The sequence below is a fragment of the Herbaspirillum sp. AP02 genome, from assembly GCF_015767275.1.
Lineage (GTDB): Bacteria > Pseudomonadota > Gammaproteobacteria > Burkholderiales > Burkholderiaceae_D > Herbaspirillum.
On record NZ_JADWMY010000003.1, the window covers coordinates 153,975 to 168,710 of the forward strand.

Here is a 14,736-nt window from a genome sequence, read left to right on the forward strand (position 1 = left end):
GTTGACTTATATTCGTTTATAAACGAATATGGCGCTCTACGACGTTGAGCATTACCTCACGACTCCCGCTCAGGATGACCTCTACCTCGGCTGGCTGGTTCGCCTGCGTGATGCGCAGGCACGGATTGCGATCATGCGGCGAATTGGTCGTCTGGAGCAGGGCAATTTTGGCGACCACCGGTTCTGTAGAGACGGTGTATGGGATTTGCGTGTGGATATTGGTCCGGGTTACCGGGTGTACTACGGACGCGCTGGCCGCAAGCTTGTCCTGTTGTTGTGCGGTGGAGATAAACGGACTCAGCAAATGGATATCGCGCGAGCGGTGGATTGTTGGCAGGACTGGAAGAGGAGAGGGACAGATGAGAAGCAGACCCCATGATGAAGCGATGGCCGAGCTGTATCGCAGCGATCCCGCGCTTGCGCTGGAGATCATCAACAGCATTCTGACTGATGGCGATCAGGCCGAATTGATGAGTGTGCTTCGTCAGTTGGCGCTAGCTGTGGGAGGCATGCAGGTGGTGGCCGAGCAGGCGAATTTGAATCCGACCCAGCTATATCGCACCTTGTCGCCGAAAGGTAATCCTGCGCTGAGCAGTCTGACCGCAATTCTGAAGGCCATGGGTCTGCGACTGGCGGTGCAGCCGCTGGCAGTCTGAGAAGTCATCACCACGTCAGGGACGCTACGGCGTCCCTTCTTCATTCCCGCCGGTCGCGCATGCGCTCCAGGTCTTCCCGCGTATCGATATCGGCAAAGATCCCCTGATCCATCACCTCGATCTCCGTCACCGGATGCGCTTCCAGCAGGCCCCGTGCGCCGCGGTCGCCCTGCAGGGCCAGCAGCGCCGGCAGGTGCGCCGGACCGAAGCCCACCGGGTTGCCGCGCCGACCTTGCGTCACGGGCGCCACGATGGACGCACCGGCGACCAGCGCGTCGCGCAGTCGCGCCAGGGTGGCAGGCCGGACCCGAGGCATGTCGGCCAGCGCGATCAGCCAGCCTGATGCCTGCGTGCTGTGCTGCAGTCCGTGACGCAGCGATGCGCTCATTTCACGCGGATCGCCCGGGGGCAGCATGCAGACCGTGCAGCCCATCTTGCGCAGGGCATCGGCCAGCATGCCCGGCCCCTCTACCACGGCGACCACCGGCATGACCTCCAGCAGCGCTGCCGCGCTGGCGGTGGCCACCATGCCGGGGCGGCCGTCATGATGGCAGAAGGGTTGCAGCAGCTTTTCCTCGCGGTCGTTGAAACGGCTGCCACGGCCGGCGGCCAGCAGCAAGGCGATGGGGGAGCTTGATGGAATCATGCCGGTAGGGCCTTGGGAAATCGGATGGAGCCGCTATTGTGCCCAGGTTTGTCCTGCCGTTGCTGCAGCGATGCAGAAGCTGCCGAGTGAGGGGGAATTTACGTGATCCGAATGACAAGCTTGCCACGGGCCAGTCCGGTGCCTTCCATGCTGGCTGCCACTTTGCGTCAGATCGTTGCCGTATCGGCATGGCAGGATTCTTAATTTTGATATGGTCGGCAACGCAGTGCGCTCCTAGAATCGGTTGCGTGTCAGTAACGCAGGTACCGTAGAGGGACGGTGTTGCGAAGTCGGCATCAGGGGGGCAAGCCGGCTGGGATGGAGCGTAGCGAGGGTCCATCATCCGGGGCGCCGAGAACAACGCGCAGGGATGGAAACAAGAATGATCAAGAACATACGTATCGGCTCGCGCCTGGGCGCTGGCTTTGCGGTGGTGCTGGTATTTTCGATGCTGGTGGCGGCGGTGGGCATATGGCGACTGAAGACCGTGGCCCAGCAGACCCAGCAGATGATGGATGTGCCGCTGCGCACCGAACGCCTGGTGTCGCAATGGAATACCTTGCTGCTGATCGCCATCCAGCGCACCACTACGGTGGTCAAGAGCCGCGATCCCGAACTCGAGGCCTTCCTCGCCAAGGAGGCGGCCGCGTCCAGCAAGGAATCGGCGCAGACCCTGAAGGACGTCGAAACGCTCCTGACCAGTGACGATGAAAAGAAGCTGTTCGCCGCCATCAATGTCGCCCGCAAGCAGTTCCTGACCGTGCGCGATGAAATCTACGCGGCCAAGAAGCAGGGCGATGCCGCCAAGGTGGACCAGCTCTATCAGCAGCAGTACATGGGCATCGCCACCGGTACCCAGAATGCCATGCGGGCCTTGCTCGACTTCGAACGTGCCCGCATCGACGATATCTCCGCGCAGATCCAGCAGGATGCCGCCAGCAGTCAATGGCAGATCGCCGTGCTGGAAGGGGTGATCCTGCTCTGCGGCGTAGCGTTCGCGGTGCTGCTCACGCGCAGCATCACGCGGCCGGTACATGCGGCGCTGGCGATCTCGCAGCGCGTGGCCGCCGGTGACCTGACCTCGCGCGCCGTGAGCATGGGGCAAGACGAACTGGGACAACTGGTGGCCTCGCTGCAGGGCATGAGCGAGCGCCTGCACGGCGTGGTGTCCACGGTGCGCCATGGGGCCGACAGCATTGCGATTGCCTCCGGTGAAATCGCCAACGGCAACCTTGACCTGTCAGCCCGAACCGAGGAACAGGCCGGTGCGCTGGAAGAGACCGCCGCTTCCATCGAACAGCTGACCTCCAGCGTGCGCACCAATTCCGAGAACGCCGGCCAGGCCGACAATCTGGTGCGCTCCGCGGCATCGATCGCCGGTCAGGGCGGGGTGGTGATGGAAGAACTGATCGCCACCATGGGCAACATCAACGCATCCTCGCGCAAGATCGTGGACATCATTGGCGTGATCGATGGCATCGCCTTCCAGACCAATATCCTGGCCTTGAATGCTGCCGTGGAGGCGGCCCGCGCCGGTGAGCAGGGACGCGGTTTCGCGGTGGTGGCCTCGGAAGTGCGCGCCCTGGCGCAACGCTCGGCCTCAGCGGCCAAGGAAATCAAGCAACTGATCGATGATTCGGTGGAGAAGGTCGGTGCCGGCAGCCAGCTGGTGGAAAAAGCCGGCAAGACCATGCAGGAAGTGGTGGACAGCGTGCGCGGCACGCACGCGCTGGTGGGCGAGATCAGCACCGCCAGTCGCGAACAGGCCGAGGGCATCCACCAGGTCAACCAGGCTGTGGGGCAGATGGATGGCGTGACCCAACAGAATGCGGCGCTGGTGGAACAGGCTGCGGCCGCCGCCAAGTCGCTGGAAGACCAGGCGGCGCAATTGAAACGCGCGGTGGCGTTCTTCTCCCTGCAGACTGCCTGATAAAAGACGATCATCGCTGGCGGCTTCACGCCAGCGGTGATCCTTTTACGCGGTAGTTCAGATCAAGTCCGGATCATTCAGGGAGGCTCAGGCCGCCTTGAGAAATTCCGGCCCGAAATCCATCAGTACGTCGCGCACCAGCGTGGCCGTGCTCTGGCAGCCCAGCTTGTCCTTGACGCTGGCGCGATGCACGTCCACCGTCTTGACGCTGATGTTGAGGTCGCGCGCGATGAGCTTGCTGGACTGGCCCATGATGACCTTTTCCAGAATCTCGCGCTCACGCACGGTCAGCGTCTTCAGGCGCGCCTTCAACTGCTGGCGGCGACCACGCGCCTGCATGTTGCCGGCCACGTTCTTCAGGGTGACCTGGATGCGTTCGAGCATCTGCTGGGAGTTGTAGGGCTTTTCCAGGAAATCGACCGCGCCATTGTGCAGGGCGCGCACCGACATGGGAATGTCGCCATGTCCGGATACGAAGATCACGGGAATGTCGGCACCGATTTCCTTCAGGCGATCCTGCAGCTGGAAGCCGCTGATCTCCGGCATGCGCACATCCAGAATCAGGCAGGACAGGCTATTGGCGTCGTAGGCCTTGAGAAAGGCTTCCGGGCCATCGAAGCATTCGGTACGGATATTGACCGAGCTCAGCAGCCAGGCCAGCGACGTGCGAACGGCTTCGTCATCATCAACGATGTAGACCACCGGCGGGTTGGTTTCCATCTTACTCCTCGTCTCGTCAAAATGGTGCCGGTTTGCACCGGCGCTATTTCCGACCCTCTCGATTTCTTGACGGGCTGGTCGGCATAAATCAAAACAGCACGCTTTGACTTATGCAAAAAACAGGCCTGAAATTCTTGGGATCAGCGACACTTTAACACCCCCTCCAGGGTGGCGATCTAGGTATTTTTACCTAGATGCTTAGTCGCAATCCCCTGTGGCGCGGGCATGTGGCACGAATTGTGTGCAGCCGGGGCATGTCTTAACCTGCTGTCATAGAGCGCCGTGCATCATCGGCGTGCAAACCAGGGAGTTTCCATGAGCGCCAATGCTGTCCAACAAGAACATTCGACCCCACCCGCATCCGCATCCACGTCCGCATCGACTGCTGCGCCCCGTCCCGCCCTTGCGCCGGAGCAACTGGAATTCCGCAATGCCATGGCGCATCTGCCGGCGGCGGTCTCCATCATCACCACCGATGGCGAGGGCGGCCGTTGCGGTATCACCGCCAGCGCGGTCTGCTCGGTCACCGACACGCCACCGACCATCCTGGTCTGCATCAACCGCGGCAGCGCCATGCATGAGGTGTTCAAGAAGAACGGCCGGCTGTGCGTGAACGTGCTCTCGGATGAACTGGAACAACTGGCCATGCATTTCTCGGGCGCGACCAAGGTACCGATGGAGGAGCGCTTCGCCTGGGACATCTGGGAAGAACAGGGCGAACTGGGCCAGCCGGTGCTGGCCGATGCGCTGGTGAAGCTGCAGGGCCGCATCCGCGAGTTCAAGGAGGTCGGCACCCACTCGGTGATGTTCGTCGAGCTGGCCGAGGTCAAGGTCAATGAAAAGAAGGACAGCCTGATCTATTTCAACCGGCTGTTCCACAAGGTCAAGCGCACGGCCTTGTAGGCCCGTCTCTTTACCATCCCCCGCCCCCGAAATGATGCCGTCCGTGTGTGTACCGGACGGCATTTGTCTTTCCGGGGACCATGAAAAAACCGTTCGCACTGATGAGCGGCGCAACTGCGGCGCTACCCAGTCCGAACGGTGTGAGGCCTGTGTCGTGAGGTGGGAGGTCAGAGATCCAGCACCAGCATTCCCGATTTGGCGCGTGAGACGCAGGTACAGATCTGGTCGTTGGCGGCCTTCTCCTTCTTGGAGAGGCAATTGTCGCGGTGATCCGGCTCGCCCTCCAGCAGCGGCACCACGCAGGTGCCACAGATGCCTTCGCGGCAGGAGGTATCGATGCTGATGCCCTCGCGCGCCAGGATATCGACGATGGGGATGCCCACCGGAATCTGTATCACCTTGCCCGAGCTGGCCAGCTTCACCTCGAAGGCGCCATCGCCGCCGCCTGAAGCCGTGCCGGACGCAGGCGCTGCTACTGCCTGGAAGTGCTCCAGGTGGATCGCGTCTTCACTGCGGCTGGCAGCGGCGCACTTGACCACCGCATCCATGAAGGGGGCCGGGCCGCAGGTGTAGACATGGGCTTGTGGGCTGCCGGCGTCCAGGCAGGCCTTGAGGTAGTGCTCCATCTGCGCCGGCATGACCGCGTAGTGGAAGCGCACGCGTGCCGCAAACGGTGCCGTCTCCAGCAGGTCGGCGAAGGCCGCATGCTCGCGGGCGCGCACGAAGTAGTGCAGGGTGAAGGGCTTCTGTTCTGCCCACAGGCGATAGGCCATCGCCAGCAGGGGGGTGACGCCGATGCCGGCGCCGAAGAGTAGGTGTTCGGGGGCGCCGGCGTCCAGCGCGAAGAGGTTGCGTGGCGTACCCACTTCCAGTTCCATGCCCACTTGCACGGCATCGTGCAGGGCGGTCGAACCACCCCGCGATGCCGGCTCGCGCTTGACGGCGATGGTGTAGCCGCACTGGTCTTCCAGCGGTCCGCACAGCGAGTATTGGCGCATGATCCCGGTCGGCCCGGTGATGTCGATGTGGGCCCCCGGCTCGTAGGACGGCAGCGGGGCGCCATCGGCACGCACCAGGCGGAAGGAACGGATATCACCGGTTTCATCGGTGAGACGGTCAACGATCAGTTTCATGTTTCAGTGCCAATACTCGGTTACCTGGAGACGATGTGCGATATGCGATGCCTGCCCGGACTTACAGCAGGAAGCCCAGGGCATTGAGGCTGTCCATCGAGTTGATCAGGCGGATCACCTTCTGCTCGATCTTCGGTCCCTGGGGCGTAAAGCGCAGCCGGTGCGTGACGTTGGCCACGAACAGGGTGTGCTGCTGGCGCTTGTAGCCCACCAGTACCTGGGCCGAGGTGATTTCCACCAGTTCGTCCGACAGGTGCACCGGCACGAAACGCGACACGGTACGCACGGTGGCGGCCGCATCCACCGCCGACATCGCGTGGCCCGAGGTCAGGCGCTCGATGCGGATCTTGCGCATGTGGGCATTGTCGTAGGCGTAGTTCAGCGTGGCCGCGAAATCGGTGGTCTCCTGGTCGATCGGCACCACGTAGTAGCCATCGTCGGTCCACAGGGTCTGCCAGGTGGCGTAGTCCTTGCGGTCCAGCAGTTCGGCCTCTTTCCAGATGAAGGCGATGGCCCGGGCCATTTGCGTGGGGATGCCCTGCAGGTTGTCTTGTTGGCTCATGTTGATCACTTCTCCATCATCTTTTTCCACATGGCATAGGCTTCGCGCATGCCGGTTTCATCGGTCGAGTGCGACACCTTGTCGCCGTTGTCGTCCACCCATTCGCGGTTCAGGCCACGGTTGACCAGGATCGGTGCATTGCGACCCGCGTACGAGCCGCTCTGCACGCGCTCCCAGGCTTCGGCGTCGTCGGGGCTGCCGAAGCCGAACGGTCCCTGGAAGTGTTCGTGGATGCGCAGGCGCTCGCGGTTGGCAATCTCGGGGCCGCCATCCATGCCCAGGGCCACGTGGCGGATCTGGGTCTCGCCCACCGACACCGGGTGCAGCACGCGGAAGAAGGACATCGACATCGCCACGTTGGGGAACAGGTTCAGGTTGAAGCCGGCGCCGTGCAGCGAACGCACGATGCGGCGCACCTGCTCCGGCGGCATGGTCTTGGACAGTTCCTCGGTGACGTGGGCAAAGCGCTCCTGCAGTTGCTCGCTGCCATCGTCCACATCCAGGTCCACATGTTCCGGCACCATGATCATGACGCTGTGGCCATTGCCCAGCGAGCGGGTGATGGACTGGTCGTCGGTCATGAAGGAGAGCATCTCGGAAGTTTCTTCATCCACCGAGGACAGGAAGGTCTTGTGCACCACCGGGAAGTGATAGCCGTCGGTGGTGTTTTCCAGCTGGATCTTCCAGTTGCCCTTGAAGCTGAACTTGTGCTCGCCCTGCACCTTGACGGGGAAGCCGGCACCCTGCTTCATAAACAGGTCGATCCACTTCTTGGCATGGCCCAGGAAGTCCGACAGCGGTTCCACTTCCTGGTTGAAGGAGGCGAAGATCATGCCGTTGTAGCTGTCCACGCGCAGGCTCTGCAGTGGCAGGTCGGCCTTCTCGATGACGTCTTCATAGCCTTCCGGATAGGGCAGGCCGCGCAGCTTGCCGTCCAGGGCATAGGACCAGCTGTGATAGGGGCAGGTGAAGCCGGTGGCATTGCCCTTGTGCTTTTCGCAGACGGTGGCGCCGCGATGGCGGCAGCGGTTTTCCAGCACGTTGATCTTGCCGGTCTTGTCGCGCACCACGATCACCGGCTGGCGGCCGATCTGTGCGGTCTTGAAGTCGCCCGGGTTCTTGATCTCGCTTTCATGGCCGACCCAGATCCAGGTCTTGTAGAAGATCTTGTCCATCTCGGCCTCGAAGATGGCGGGGTCGGTATAGAGCGCCGGATCGACCATCGCATCCTGTACCAGATCGGCATGGGATGACTCGGTCTTGCGCGGGTGGAAGCGTAGTGGTGCGTTCATTGCGTTCTCCAGTGGCTTGCTTGCAGTCGTTGTCGGTGTTGATCGTCGCGGGCGCGGGTCTTGCTGCTCATGGTGTGTTCATGGGGTGACGTGTCGTCGCAGCACCTGTTCCAGGTGCAGGCCGAGGGCGCAGATGCGTTCGTCCTCGCCCTTGCGGCCGACCAGTTGCAGGCCGGCCTTGAGCGTACTGCCGGCAATCGGGACGGGAATCGTCAGTGCCGGATGGCCGGACAGGTTGAACGGGCGCACCAGCGAGGACAGCGTCAGCACCGAGGTACCTTGCGCAATGGCCTCCAGCGTCGGTGGCAGCGCCGGCAGGGTGGGCAGCAGCAGGGCGTCGGCCTCGGCCAGGGCGGCGTCGACTTCGGCGCTGAAGGCGGCGCGCACTTCTTCGGCATGGGCCACTGCGGTATCGCTGGTGGCGGCGGCGGCCGACAGGCGTTTCTCGATATCGGCCCCCAGCTTGCCGCGGCCCAGCAGATGGCCGAAGGCGGCATGGGTCTCGCGGTTGATGAGGGTCATGCCGGCCTCGAAGGCGGCCTGCATATGCTGCGAGGTCCAGGGCGTGCCGCGCCAGCCGCTGGCGGCAAAGGCCGCCTGCACGGCGGCGGCGATGTCGGCATCGGCCTGTACCGTCACCAGTCTCACGCGGGCGTCGGCGGCCGGCGCCTGTGCTGCGTTGCGGTCGAAGCCGGGGGCGATGCTGGTCATGGCGCTGATGATCAGGTCCATGCTGCGGGCAAATGGTCCCACGCAATCCAGGGTGCTGTGGGCGGGATAGGCGCCGGCGCGGCTGACGCGGCCGAAGCTGGGTTTGAAACCGGTCACGCCGCAGCAGGCAGCGGGCAGGCGGATCGAGCCACCGGTGTCGCTACCGATGGACAGGTCCACCAGGCCGGCGCCGACTGCCGAGGCCGATCCGCTGGAAGAACCACCGGTCATGCGGGTCGCATCCTGCGGATTGACCGCTGTGCCGTTCCAGTCGTTGATGCCGGTCATGCCATAGGCCAGTTCGTGCATGTTGGCGCGGGCGGTGATCTGCCAGCCGTCGTCCAGCAGTCGCTGCACGACCTCGGCGTGGCGCGCCGCCGGCGGTGCGTCGGCCAGCGCGGCACTGCCGCCGCAGGTGGGCTGGCCGGCGATGTCGATGCAATCCTTGATGGCCACCGTGGGGCCGCTGCCGCCCAGGTGAAAGCGCGAGAGCAGGGCGTGGCCGGTGCCGGGTACGGTGCGCTCGCTCATCCCGCCGCTCCCAGGCAGGCAATGGCGGCCTGCTGCTGCAGCAGCGCCAGGGCGGCGTGGCCGGTGCGCTTGCGCAGGGGAGAGGCTGGCTGAGGTGTCATGGTGCATCCATTCAAATGGTGCCGTGCAGGCTGACGATGGTCGTCGGGCGCTGGATGCAGGCGGTTTCCTTGGCTGATGCGATGCATTTTAAAAGTCACCTTAAAATAGATCAAATTGATGTAAAATATTTTTCACATAAGTGGCATGGATATTTGTCGGTCGCCTGCCACTGCACGTTCATTCGCGTTTTTCTGCCCTCACGGGCTACACCGGAGACTGCCATGGCTACCTTCAACAACATGGACCTGAACCTGCTGCGGGTCTTCCAGGCCATCGCCGATGAGCGCAGCCTGACCCTGGCCGGCAATCGCCTGCACCTGTCGCAGCCGGCCGTGAGCTATGCGCTGGGGCGGCTGCGGCAGATCTTCGATGACCCGCTGTTCATCCGCACCAAGGAGGGCATGCAACCCACCCCGGCCGCGGTGGAACTGTCCAAGCCCATCAATCGCGCCCTGCAGGCGGTGCAGGATGCGCTGCGTTATACCGAGCGCTTCGATCCCGCCGCCAGCACCCGGGTGTTTCGCGCCTCCATGACCGACGTCGCCGAGATGATGTTCCTGCCGCAACTGTGCGAACTGTTGACGGCCCAGGCACCGCATACCCGGCTGCAGGTGGAGCAGGTACCGCCGGCCCATCTGGAAGAGGCACTGCGTACCGGCCAGCTCGACTTCGCTTTCGGCAACCTGCCGGCCCTGAAGGCGGTGACCTGCCATGAACTGCTGTTCCGCGAAACCTATGTCTGCATGATGCGTCGGCGTGAAGGCCTGCCCGCACGCGATCATCTGGAGCTGGACGAATTCCTGGCGCTCTCGCACGTGCTGGTGGAGTCGGCCGAAAGCAGCCACCACCAGGTGGAAAACTCCTTCCGCACGCTGGGCGTGCAGCGCAAGATCAACCTGTCCATTCCGCACTTCACGGTGCTGCCGCGCATCCTCGGTAAATCCGACCTGGTGGCCACCGTGCCGGCGCGCATCGCCAAGCTGTTCCATAGCGAACATCCGGACGTCTTCCTCTCCTACGAACTGCCGGTGAAGCTGCCCACCGTCGATATCACCCTGCACTGGCACCAGGCCTTCGACGCCGATGCCGGCAACGGCTGGCTGCGCCAGATCGTCATCGACATGCTGCAGAGCTACGGCCGCAGCAGCTGAAGCTGCCGATACCTCGGCATAAGGCCCTAATGCAGAAGGCCCGCCAGAGCGACGGGCCGTTCTCTCCTGCGTGCGGGAGGACCGCCGGATGTCGGCAGCGGCCCTCCCTTCCTCAAGCCATCAATAGCGTGGCGTGACTCAGAAGCGATGACGCATGCCCAGGCGCACGCCGGTCTGGTTGCCGGTCGAGGACTGGATGCCGCCGCCGAAGACCGGATAGGCGTTGTAGCCCTTGTCGCGGTCATACACGGCGCCCAGGTACAGGTCGGTACGCTTGGAGATCTTGTAGTCGACCGTGGCCACCAGCGCCTGGGCATTGCCCACGCCCTGGTTGCGTTTCTGGAACTGGTAGGCAGCCGCCAGGTCCCACAGCGCCGTCAATGCATAGACCGTACCCAGTTCATAGGTAGTGGCCTTGGCATTGGTGCCGGTGTTCTTGACCTGGGTGATCACGCCGAAGGGCGTGAAGGCGCCGATCTGATAGCGCGCGCCGAGACCGTACATGCGGGTCGAGGCAGTGCCGGTGGCGTTCTTGATGTCGGTGTAGGACAGAGCGCTGCTGAAGGGGCCGTTGTCGTACTGGCCGGTGGCGCTCAGGGTGCGGTTGGCGGTGTTGTCGCCAGCCACTTCGCCGAAGCCGTACATGGCACCGAAGCTGAAGCCGCTGAACTTGGCGCTGTTGTACTTGATCGAGTTGTTGGTACGGTCACCGGCATAGATGTGGTTGTTCAATGCCGTGCCGTGCGCCGCATCGGCGTGCAGGCCCCAGCCGAAGGAACCGGCCGGCGACAGCGCGCCCATGGCGTACTGGCCACCGAGGTTGGCCATGAAGTCATATTGGCGACCCACGCTGACCGAGCCCCAGTCCTTGCTGCCCAGGCCGACGAAGGACTGGCGACCGAACAGCAGGCCGCCCTGGCCCAGGCTGCCGTCATCGGCGCCGAAGCCGGTTTCCAGGGTGAAGAAGGCGTTGAGGCCACCACCCAGGTCTTCGGTTCCCTTGAAGCCGATGCGGCTGCCCTGGGCGATGCCGCTGTCCATGCGCAGCAGCGAAGCGCCACCGCCGCCGGTCTTGACCGCGTTGGAGTAATAGGTCAGGCCCAGATCGATCAGACCGTAGATGGAGACGCTGCTCTGCGCATGCGCCATCCCCGTGCCGGCCGCAAGCATGGCGGCGACCAGTAGTTTCTTCTTCATGTGACAAGGCTCCCTGTGGTGTTGCTGTGTGATGTCGCGGTCTCGTCCCTGAACGAGGACCGGTGGAGTGCATGACATTTCGTCATGTGCCCCCATCATAGGAAGCGCTTTTGCGCGAGATCAAATTGATGCGCCGGATAGATGGAATAAGCCTGATTCATGCATGGCGCCGATAAGCGGTGCACTCTCGAATCCGGTGCATGAAATACCGCTTTCATGGCTGATTCATGCATGACCTCCCCATCCAAGTGCGCCCGATCACCAATGCGGCGCGCCGGCGGGCGGGCATAAAGGAATCTTTAGTTGTGGTGTTCGGCCAACGGAAGCGTGAAACAGAAGCGCGTCCCGCGCACTTCGCCGTCGACTTCCCCGGGCTGCGCCCAGATATCACCGCGATGGCGGGCGATGATGTTCTTGCACAGCGCCAGGCCGATGCCATTGCCGCTGACCTTGGAGGAGAAGAAACCATCGAACAGCCGCTCGCGATGGCCGGCATCGATGCCACGCCCTTCGTCGGCCACCGTCAGCAGCGCATTGCCGGCGCTGCGCCGGGTACTGATGCGCACATGCCTGGCACCTTCGGGGAACTCGACCATTTCTTCGATGGCATTGAAGGCCAGGTTCAGGACCACCTGGCCGATCAGGACCTTTTCGCAGTTGACCATCAGCGGCTCCTCGCAGGGCAGGAATTGCAGATACACCTTGCCCTCGGCGGCCTTCATCTCGATGAACCAGCGCACTTCCTCCAGCACCGCGTTGAGGTCGATCAGGGCTTCGCTCTGTTCCAGTCGCACCACGTATTCGCGCACGCTCTTGATGATGGTGGCAGCGTGATCGACCTGCCGCCCGGCGCTCTCCAGGCCCCAGACGATCTGCCCGGCATGCGGGCGCAGGGCCTCGTTCTGCTGCAGACGCAGCACCGAACCTTCGAGGAAGTTGCGGATCGCCGCCAGCGGCTGCGACAGTTCGTGGGCAATCGCGGTGGCCATCTCGCCCATGGCATTGTGGCGGGCCAGGTATTCCAGCGCCGCCTGGTCGCGCCGCCGGGCCTCCTCGGCCTCGACCTGCTCGGTGATGTCGCGGAAGTGCAGCAGATGGCCCTTGAGGTCGTTCTCGATCTCGATATAGCGGCACACCGCATGATGCCAGCGCACCAGACCATCCTTGCGCTTCACCTGATAGCGCAGCGGGAAGCTGATCGCGTCCGGCAGCGCCAGGGTCAGCAGTTCCAGCAGTTCATCGCGGGACTCCGTCAGGCACTGCTCGACGAAATTCTTGGGCGGGTTCTGGCCTGGTCGCACTCCCAGCAGCTTGCGCCCGGCATCGCTCAGGTATTCGATGCCGCCATCGGCACGCAGCACCGCCACGCCCTCGTCGGAATCCTGCATGAATTCCTTGAGACGGCTTTCGAGCTTCTTCATCTCGCGCCGTATCTGTTCCTCGCGGGCGATATCGCGGAACTGCACCATGATCACGTCACGCTCGTTCAGCGGCACCAGGGTGGCGATGGCCTCCGACATGATCTCGTCACCGTTCTTGGCGCGATAGCACCACTCGACCATGTTGCTGCCGTGGAGCACGGCGTCGTGCAGCCACTTGCGGCCGATCTCGCGGCGGTATTCGTGCGACTGCCGGCTCATGTCGGGCGCCTTCAGCGGCAGCAGCTCTTCCAGCGTGAACCCCAGCACCTTGCAGGCCGAGGGATTGGCCCAGAGGATGGACTTGGTCTGGGCGTCGTGCAGGATGATGCACATGGGCAGCGCATCCATCATGCGACGGAAGTCATCCAGGCCGAAGCGGATGGCGTCGTCCTGTGGCATGGGAGCAGGGTGGTCTGGCATCGTTCTCTCGCTGGTCATCGGGGGCGATGTCTAGGGGTTTTCTTTAGTGGCCTTCTCCTCATCCCCTAAAAAAGCTGCAGCGGTCCCGATTGAACCGGGAAACGCCGCTCCCTACACTCGACTTCATTCTGATGCAAGCCACCTGGAGAATGCAATGTCCGTGATGGAGAAACCGGCCGCCCTGGCGGCCCGTGAAGAAGATGCGCTGACCCCGCTGCTGGCCGAGATCCGCGCGCGCCGCGAGGAATTCGCGGCCCAGCGTTTCGTGCCCAAGGATTTCATCGCGCAACTGAAGAAGGTCGGCGTCTATCGCGCCGCCACCCCGCAATGCTTCGGTGGCAGCGGCATGTCGCCGATGGCCTTTCTGCAGCTGGTGGAACGCATTTCCGCAGCCGATGGCTCGGTCGGCTGGGTCGCCAGCTTCGGCTCGGCCTCGGTCTACCTGGCGGCCCTGCCCAAGGACACCCAGGCCAAGCTCTACGCCAACAGTCCCGACCTGACCTTTGCCGGTGGCCTGTTCCCAATCCAGCCAGCGACCCAGGTCGAAGGCGGCTGGATGGTCAATGGCACCTGGAAGTTCGCCAGCGGCAGCAAGGGCGCCGACATGCTGGGCGTGGGCATCGGCGCGGCCGTCCCTGGCCAGCCCGGCGCCAAGCCGCGCACCGCGGTGCTGCCGCCGGACCAGGTCGAGATCGTCGACAACTGGGACGTCATGGGCCTGCTCGGCACCGGTAGCCACGACCTCAAGGTCAGCCAGCAATTCGTGCCGGAAGAGTGGACCTTCATCCGTGGCGGCGTGCCTACCATCGACGAGCCGCTGTACCGCTATCCCACCATCGCCTATGCCGCGCAGGTGCTGGCGGTGGTCAACCTCGGCGTGGGCCGTGCCGCCATCGACGAGATCAACCAGATGTCCGGTGGCCGCGTGGCCATCACCGGCGCGCCCAAGCTGGCCGACCGTTCCTATGTGCGCATCGAGGTGGCCAAGGCCGAAGCCAGGCTGCGTTCGGCGCGCGCCTTCCTGTATGACGCCACCAGCGAGGTGTGGGAATCCATCCTCGCCGGCAATCCCGTCACGCCCGAACAGGTCAGCCTGCTGCGCCTGACCGCAGTAGAGATCGCCAAGGTCGGCAACGAGGTGGTGCAAGCCATGTTCGGCCTGGCCGGTACCACCGCCATCTACAGCAACCATCCCCTGCAGCGTTACCTGCGAGACGCCGCCGTGGTCAAGCAGCACGCCTTCCTGGGCGAGGGCATCTATGACGGTGCCGGTGCGGTCACGCTGGGCGTGCCGCCGATGCCGGGTTTCCTGTGAGCTGCACATCTGTTGCACACGCCATTTTTTGATCGCCAAGTTTTCA

General features: G+C 63.5%; 14 protein-coding genes. 6 read left to right on the forward strand and 8 right to left on the reverse strand.

The window, feature by feature from the left end; all coding sequences use genetic code 11:
- Positions 1–28 precede the first annotated feature (28 nt).
- Positions 29–379, forward strand: coding sequence for a type II toxin-antitoxin system RelE/ParE family toxin (locus I5R65_RS09180; RefSeq protein ID WP_180670173.1), 351 nt, complete (start codon positions 29–31; stop codon positions 377–379).
- The gene (locus I5R65_RS09185) at positions 360–656 is read left to right on the forward strand and encodes a DNA-binding protein (protein WP_077237742.1); all 297 of its coding nucleotides are present in this window, start codon (positions 360–362) and stop codon (positions 654–656) included. Before I5R65_RS09180 ends, I5R65_RS09185 begins: the two co-directional genes overlap by 20 nt.
- Positions 657–696: 40 nt before the next feature.
- Here I5R65_RS09185 and I5R65_RS09190 read toward each other — a convergent pair whose 3' ends face one another.
- Entirely contained in the window at positions 697–1,302 is a 606-nt protein-coding gene (locus I5R65_RS09190; RefSeq protein WP_180670175.1) for an NTP transferase domain-containing protein, read from the reverse strand.
- A 382-nt stretch (positions 1,303–1,684) separates the two neighbouring features.
- Here I5R65_RS09190 and I5R65_RS09195 point away from each other — a divergent pair, with 382 nt between their 5' ends.
- Entirely contained in the window at positions 1,685–3,232 is a 1,548-nt protein-coding gene (locus I5R65_RS09195; protein ID WP_180670177.1) for a methyl-accepting chemotaxis protein, read from the forward strand.
- An 87-nt stretch (positions 3,233–3,319) separates the two neighbouring features.
- On the opposite strand, the gene I5R65_RS09200 is transcribed toward I5R65_RS09195, so the two are convergent.
- Entirely contained in the window at positions 3,320–3,952 is a 633-nt protein-coding gene (locus tag I5R65_RS09200; protein ID WP_180670179.1) for a response regulator transcription factor, read from the reverse strand.
- A gap of 315 nt (positions 3,953–4,267) precedes the next feature.
- Between I5R65_RS09200 and hpaC the strand changes: the two genes are divergently transcribed.
- Positions 4,268–4,855: a 4-hydroxyphenylacetate 3-monooxygenase, reductase component gene (gene hpaC, locus I5R65_RS09205; protein WP_180670181.1), complete on the forward strand. Its 588-nt coding sequence runs from the start codon at positions 4,268–4,270 to the stop codon at positions 4,853–4,855.
- Positions 4,856–5,022: 167 nt separating this feature from the next.
- On the opposite strand, the gene I5R65_RS09210 is transcribed toward hpaC, so the two are convergent.
- From I5R65_RS09210 to I5R65_RS09225, 4 genes are all read right to left on the reverse strand, one after another.
- Complete coding sequence (locus I5R65_RS09210) at positions 5,023–5,988, reverse strand: PDR/VanB family oxidoreductase (protein ID WP_180670182.1); 966 nt, start codon at positions 5,986–5,988, stop codon at positions 5,023–5,025.
- A gap of 61 nt (positions 5,989–6,049) precedes the next feature.
- Positions 6,050–6,550, reverse strand: a complete 501-nt coding sequence (locus tag I5R65_RS09215; protein ID WP_180670184.1) for an aromatic-ring-hydroxylating dioxygenase subunit beta — start codon at positions 6,548–6,550, stop codon at positions 6,050–6,052.
- A gap of 5 nt (positions 6,551–6,555) precedes the next feature.
- Positions 6,556–7,842: a Rieske 2Fe-2S domain-containing protein gene (locus I5R65_RS09220; RefSeq protein ID WP_180670186.1), complete on the reverse strand. Its 1,287-nt coding sequence runs from the start codon at positions 7,840–7,842 to the stop codon at positions 6,556–6,558.
- A 78-nt stretch (positions 7,843–7,920) separates the two neighbouring features.
- Positions 7,921–9,084, reverse strand: coding sequence for an amidase (locus I5R65_RS09225; RefSeq protein WP_180670187.1), 1,164 nt, complete (start codon positions 9,082–9,084; stop codon positions 7,921–7,923).
- A 323-nt stretch (positions 9,085–9,407) separates the two neighbouring features.
- On the opposite strand from I5R65_RS09225, the gene I5R65_RS09230 reads away from it, so the two are divergent.
- Entirely contained in the window at positions 9,408–10,337 is a 930-nt protein-coding gene (locus I5R65_RS09230; RefSeq protein WP_006463247.1) for a LysR family transcriptional regulator, read from the forward strand.
- 138 nt (positions 10,338–10,475) lie between these two features.
- Here the strand turns inward: I5R65_RS09230 and I5R65_RS09235 are convergent, their stop codons facing one another.
- Both I5R65_RS09235 and I5R65_RS09240 read right to left on the reverse strand, forming a co-directional pair.
- Entirely contained in the window at positions 10,476–11,534 is a 1,059-nt protein-coding gene (locus tag I5R65_RS09235) for a porin (protein WP_077237749.1), read from the reverse strand.
- A gap of 299 nt (positions 11,535–11,833) precedes the next feature.
- On the reverse strand, positions 11,834–13,375 hold the full coding sequence (locus tag I5R65_RS09240) for an ATP-binding protein (protein WP_180670189.1): 1,542 nt from the start codon (positions 13,373–13,375) through the stop codon (positions 11,834–11,836).
- Between the two features lie 154 nt (positions 13,376–13,529).
- Between I5R65_RS09240 and I5R65_RS09245 the strand changes: the two genes are divergently transcribed.
- Positions 13,530–14,690 (forward strand): acyl-CoA dehydrogenase family protein, encoded by a 1,161-nt coding sequence (locus I5R65_RS09245; RefSeq protein WP_180670191.1) that lies wholly within the window; start codon positions 13,530–13,532, stop codon positions 14,688–14,690.
- The last annotated feature ends 46 nt before the right edge of the window (positions 14,691–14,736 follow it).